Annotated in this window: 2 tRNA genes and 3 rRNA genes; all 5 read left to right on the top strand. The window is 45.9% G+C overall.

The features are described from left to right. Nucleotides 1–542 precede the first annotated feature (542 nt). The 5 genes from OD803_RS14390 to rrf all read left to right on the top strand — a co-directional run bounded on the left by OD803_RS14390 (nt 543) and on the right by rrf (nt 5,515). A 16S ribosomal RNA gene (locus OD803_RS14390) occupies nt 543–2,068 on the top strand. A gap of 83 nt (nt 2,069–2,151) precedes the next feature. Beyond that, a tRNA-Ile gene (locus OD803_RS14385) sits at nt 2,152–2,225 on the top strand. 80 nt (nt 2,226–2,305) lie between these two features. Then, nucleotides 2,306–2,379 (top strand) — tRNA-Ala (locus OD803_RS14380). A gap of 127 nt (nt 2,380–2,506) precedes the next feature. Next, nucleotides 2,507–5,322: ribosomal RNA gene (locus tag OD803_RS14375) — 23S ribosomal RNA — on the top strand. 85 nt (nt 5,323–5,407) lie between these two features. After that, nucleotides 5,408–5,515, top strand: a 5S ribosomal RNA gene (rrf, locus tag OD803_RS14370). Together the 16S, 23S and 5S rRNA genes with 2 tRNA genes alongside form the textbook arrangement of a ribosomal RNA operon. Nucleotides 5,516–5,521: the final 6 nt, after the last annotated feature.

Raw genomic sequence — 5,521 nt, 5'->3', positions numbered from 1 at the left:
TATACATATAGTTAATAGTGATTAATAGTGTAGAGTTATTTTGTGTGTTTTAAGTGTATGTATATATATGTTTAAAGTGTGTATTTTATTTTAATGTAGTTTTTCAGGAAGTATAAATGATAATAATATTATATGTAAAGTATTGGTTTATAGAGCGGGCGAAATTTTTCGAGAAAAACATTAAAAAAAAGTAAAAAAAGTTTGCGATAAAGAAAAAATAGGTTGTATATTTGCAGCCGCTAAAAACGGGAACGTTGAGGCTAAAAGTTCACAAGAAATACTGATTAAGAAAAGGGTTTTGAATTGTTTCGAAAAAATTTTCAAAAAAAAATCAAAAAAGATTGTGGGATAAAAAAAAGGGTTTTATATTTGCACCCGCTTAACCGATAAGACGGTTTAGAAGAGAAGATAAAAGTTCATTAACATATTGAATTGACAGCGTAAAATTAGCATTGGAAACGATGTTAATTAAACAAAAGAATAGACCATTTTGAGTACTGAATAAAATTCCATATTAGTTGTTAAATAATATTTAAGATTTAACGATGAAGAGTTTGATCCTGGCTCAGGATGAACGCTAGCGGCAGGCCTAACACATGCAAGTCGAACGGTAACATAGAAAAGCTTGCTTTTCTGATGACGAGTGGCGCACGGGTGCGTAACGCGTATGCAATCTACCTTTTACAGGGGGATAGCCCAGAGAAATTTGGATTAATATCCCATAGTATCAAGAGTCGGCATCGGCATTTGATTAAAGATTTATCGGTAAAAGATGAGCATGCGTCCTATTAGCTAGATGGTGTGGTAACGGCACACCATGGCAACGATAGGTAGGGGCCCTGAGAGGGGGATCCCCCACACTGGTACTGAGACACGGACCAGACTCCTACGGGAGGCAGCAGTGAGGAATATTGGACAATGGGCGCAAGCCTGATCCAGCCATGCCGCGTGCAGGAAGACTGCCCTATGGGTTGTAAACTGCTTTTATACGGGAAGAAACACTCCCTCGTGAGGGAGCTTGACGGTACCGTAAGAATAAGGATCGGCTAACTCCGTGCCAGCAGCCGCGGTAATACGGAGGATCCAAGCGTTATCCGGAATCATTGGGTTTAAAGGGTCCGTAGGTGGATAATTAAGTCAGAGGTGAAATCCTGCAGCTCAACTGTAGAATTGCCTTTGATACTGGTTATCTTGAGTCATTATGAAGTGGTTAGAATATGTAGTGTAGCGGTGAAATGCATAGATATTACATAGAATACCAATTGCGAAGGCAGATCACTAATAATGTACTGACACTGATGGACGAAAGCGTGGGGAGCGAACAGGATTAGATACCCTGGTAGTCCACGCCGTAAACGATGGTCACTAGCTGTTCGGATTTCGGTCTGAGTGGCTAAGCGAAAGTGATAAGTGACCCACCTGGGGAGTACGTTCGCAAGAATGAAACTCAAAGGAATTGACGGGGGCCCGCACAAGCGGTGGAGCATGTGGTTTAATTCGATGATACGCGAGGAACCTTACCAGGGCTTAAATGTAAGTTGCATGATTTAGAGATAGATCTTTCTTCGGACTACTTACAAGGTGCTGCATGGTTGTCGTCAGCTCGTGCCGTGAGGTGTCAGGTTAAGTCCTATAACGAGCGCAACCCCTGTTGTTAGTTGCCAGCGAGTAATGTCGGGAACTCTAGCAAGACTGCCGGTGCAAACCGTGAGGAAGGTGGGGATGACGTCAAATCATCACGGCCCTTACGTCCTGGGCTACACACGTGCTACAATGGTAGGTACAGAGGGCAGCCACTGCGTGAGCAGGAGCGAATCCTAAAAACCTATCACAGTTCGGATCGGAGTCTGCAACTCGACTCCGTGAAGCTGGAATCGCTAGTAATCGGATATCAGCCATGATCCGGTGAATACGTTCCCGGGCCTTGTACACACCGCCCGTCAAGCCATGGAAGCTGGGAGTGCCTGAAGTCCGTCACCGCAAGGAGCGGCCTAGGGTAAAATTAGTAACTAGGGCTAAGTCGTAACAAGGTAGCCGTACCGGAAGGTGCGGCTGGAACACCTCCTTTCTAGAGAAAGACGACTAATAAGGAAGTTCAAAAAAGGAATAGTCTGTTCTTTTGCTGTTAATTTAAATGATCTATTATAGTAGAGTCTCATAGCTCAGCTGGTTAGAGCGCTACACTGATAATGTAGAGGTCGGCAGTTCGAGTCTGCCTGAGACTACTAAATTAATAGGAAATTCTGGAAGTTGAGTAGTGGTTATAGTCTAACTACTAACTACTATGTACTAACGACTAGTATATGGGGGATTAGCTCAGCTGGCTAGAGCGCCTGCCTTGCACGCAGGAGGTCATCGGTTCGACTCCGATATTCTCCACGATAGCGAAAGCTAAAAAGTTCATTGACATATTGAAAAAGATACATGAAAATTAGATAGAAATATTTAATAAAATTAAATTATTGTAACGAGCAATAATTGTAACTCATTAAAAAGACAAAAAGTACAATAAGCTAAATAAGAGCGTATGGGGAATGCCTAGGCTCTCAGAGGCGATGAAGGACGTGATAAGCTGCGAAAAGCTGCGGGGATTGGCACATACAAATTGATCCGCAGATATCCGAATGGGGCAACCCAGCATGTTGAAGACATGTTATCCGTAAGGAGGCGAACCCGGAGAACTGAAACATCTAAGTACCCGGAGGAGAAGAAAACAAAAGTGATTCCGTTAGTAGTGGCGAGCGAACGCGGAACAGCCCAAACCAGTATTGTTACGGCAATGCTGGGGTTGTAGGACCACGATATTTAATGCGTAATGAACTAGAATGCTTTGGAAAGAGCAATCATAGAGGGTGATAATCCCGTATAGGTAAAGAACGTTATTGATAGTGGTATCCTGAGTAGTGCGGGACACGTGTAATCCTGTATGAATTTGGCGGGACCATCCGTTAAGGCTAAATACTCCTGAGAGACCGATAGTGAACTAGTACCGTGAGGGAAAGGTGAAAAGAACCCTGAATAAGGGAGTGAAAAAGAACCTGAAACCATACGCTTACAAGCGGTCGGAGCCCATTAGGGTGACGGCGTGCCTTTTGCATAATGAGCCTACGAGTTACCGTTGCTAGCAAGGTTAAGCACTTCAGGTGCGGATCCGTAGCGAAAGCGAGTCTGAATAGGGCGTATAGTTAGTAGTGGTAGACGCGAAACCGTGTGATCTACCCATGGGCAGGGTGAAGCTGTGGTAACACACAGTGGAGGCCCGAACCGGTTGACGTTGAAAAGTCTTCGGATGACCTGTGGGTAGGGGTGAAAGGCCAATCAAACTCGGAAATAGCTCGTACTCCCCGAAATGCATTTAGGTGCAGCGTTGATTTAGTTTTATAGAGGTAGAGCTACTGATTGGATGCGGGGGCTTCACCGCCTACCAATTCCTGACAAACTCCGAATGCTATAAAATGATGATCAGCAGTGAGGGCATGGGTGCTAAGGTCCATGTCCGAGAGGGAAAGAACCCAGACCATCAGCTAAGGTCCCCAAATGTATGTTAAGTTGAATAAACGAGGTTGAACTGCTTAGACAGCTAGGATGTTGGCTTGGAAGCAGCCATTCATTTAAAGAGTGCGTAACAGCTCACTAGTCGAGCGGTTCGGCATGGATAATAATCGGGCATAAACATACTACCGAAGCTATGGACTTGTAAAAGTGGTAGGGGAGCATTGTAGTGTCGTCGAAGGTGTACTGCGAGGTATGCTGGAGAAGCTACAAAAGAAAATGTAGGCATAAGTAACGATAATGCGGGCGAGAAACCCGCACACCGAAAGACTAAGGTTTCCTCAGCTATGCTAATCAGCTGAGGGTTAGTCGGGACCTAACGCGAACCCGAAAGGGGAAGTGGATGGACAACAGGTTAATATTCCTGTACCTGCTCACAACAAAAGTGACGGAGGCGTATATTTGGTGCGAACTGACGGAATAGTTCGTTGAAGCCAGTGGTAACACGGCGATAGTACACTGAGGCTACGGCCAAGGTGATAATCCAGAGAAGCGACTTCCAAGAAAAGCGAGTGAAGCAGCCCGTACCCTAAACCGACACAGGTAGTTGGGATGAGAATTCTAAGGTGCTCGAGAGATTCATGGCTAAGGAACTAGGCAAAATCGACCCGTAACTTCGGGAGAAGGGTCGCCCCACTCCGGTGGGGCCGCAGTGAAGAGGTCCAGGCGACTGTTTATCAAAAACACAGGGCTCTGCTAAATCGAAAGATGATGTATAGGGCCTGACACCTGCCCGGTGCTGGAAGGTTAAGTGGAGTTGTTAGCTTCGGCGAAGCAATGAAATGAAGCCCCAGTAAACGGCGGCCGTAACTATAACGGTCCTAAGGTAGCGAAATTCCTTGTCGGGTAAGTTCCGACCTGCACGAATGGTGTAACGATCTGGACACTGTCTCAGCCATGAGCTCGGTGAAATTGTAGTATCGGTGAAGATGCCGATTACCCGCAGTGGGACGAAAAGACCCCGTGAACCTTTACTATAGCTTAGTATTGGCTTTGGATAAGTAATGTGTAGGATAGGTGGGAGACTTTGAAGCGGCGTCGCCAGGCGTTGTGGAGTCATTGTTGAAATACCACCCTTTGCTTATCTAGAGTCTAACTTCTTGCGAAGGACAGTGCTTGGTGGGTAGTTTGACTGGGGTGGTCGCCTCCAAAAGAGTAACGGAGGCTTCTAAAGGTTCCCTCAGCACGCTTGGTAACCGTGCGTAGAGTGCAATGGCATAAGGGAGCTTGACTGAGAGACATACAGGTCGATCAGGTACGAAAGTAGAGCATAGTGATCCGGTGGTTCCGCATGGAAGGGCCATCGCTCAAAGGATAAAAGGTACTCCGGGGATAACAGGCTGATCTCCCCCAAGAGCTCACATCGACGGGGGGGTTTGGCACCTCGATGTCGGCTCGTCACATCCTGGGGCTGGAGAAGGTCCCAAGGGTTGGGCTGTTCGCCCATTAAAGTGGCACGCGAGCTGGGTTCAGAACGTCGTGAGACAGTTCGGTCTCTATCTACTGTGGGCGTTAGAAATTTGAGTGGATCTGACTCTAGTACGAGAGGACCGAGTTGGACGAACCTCTGGTGTACCTGTTGTTCTGCCAAGGGCATTGCAGGGTAGCTACGTTCGGAAGGGATAAGCGCTGAAAGCATATAAGCGCGAAACCCACCACAAGATGAGATTTCTTTAAAGGGCCGTGGAAGATGACCACGTTGATAGGCTACAGGTGTAAAGGCAGTAATGTCATAGCCGAGTAGTACTAATAACCCGTAGGCTTATTGTACGCCTGTTTTTTTAGAGTGAGTTTTTTAAAAATGTGTTTTTTTCAATATGTTAAAATATAGTGCCTTATTTTAAGGACAAAGATTTAAGGTGGTTATAGCGACGGGGCTCACCTCTTACCTTTCCGAACAGAGAAGTTAAGCCCGTTAGCGCCGATGGTACTGCAACTGTGGGAGAGTAGGTCATCGCCTTTTTTAGAA

This window comes from Gaetbulibacter sp. NE, assembly GCF_025548475.1.
Classification (GTDB): domain Bacteria; phylum Bacteroidota; class Bacteroidia; order Flavobacteriales; family Flavobacteriaceae; genus Gaetbulibacter_B; species Gaetbulibacter_B jejuensis.
The sequence above is the reverse complement of the archived record's forward strand: the minus strand, read 5'-3'. Positions and strand labels throughout refer to the sequence as shown.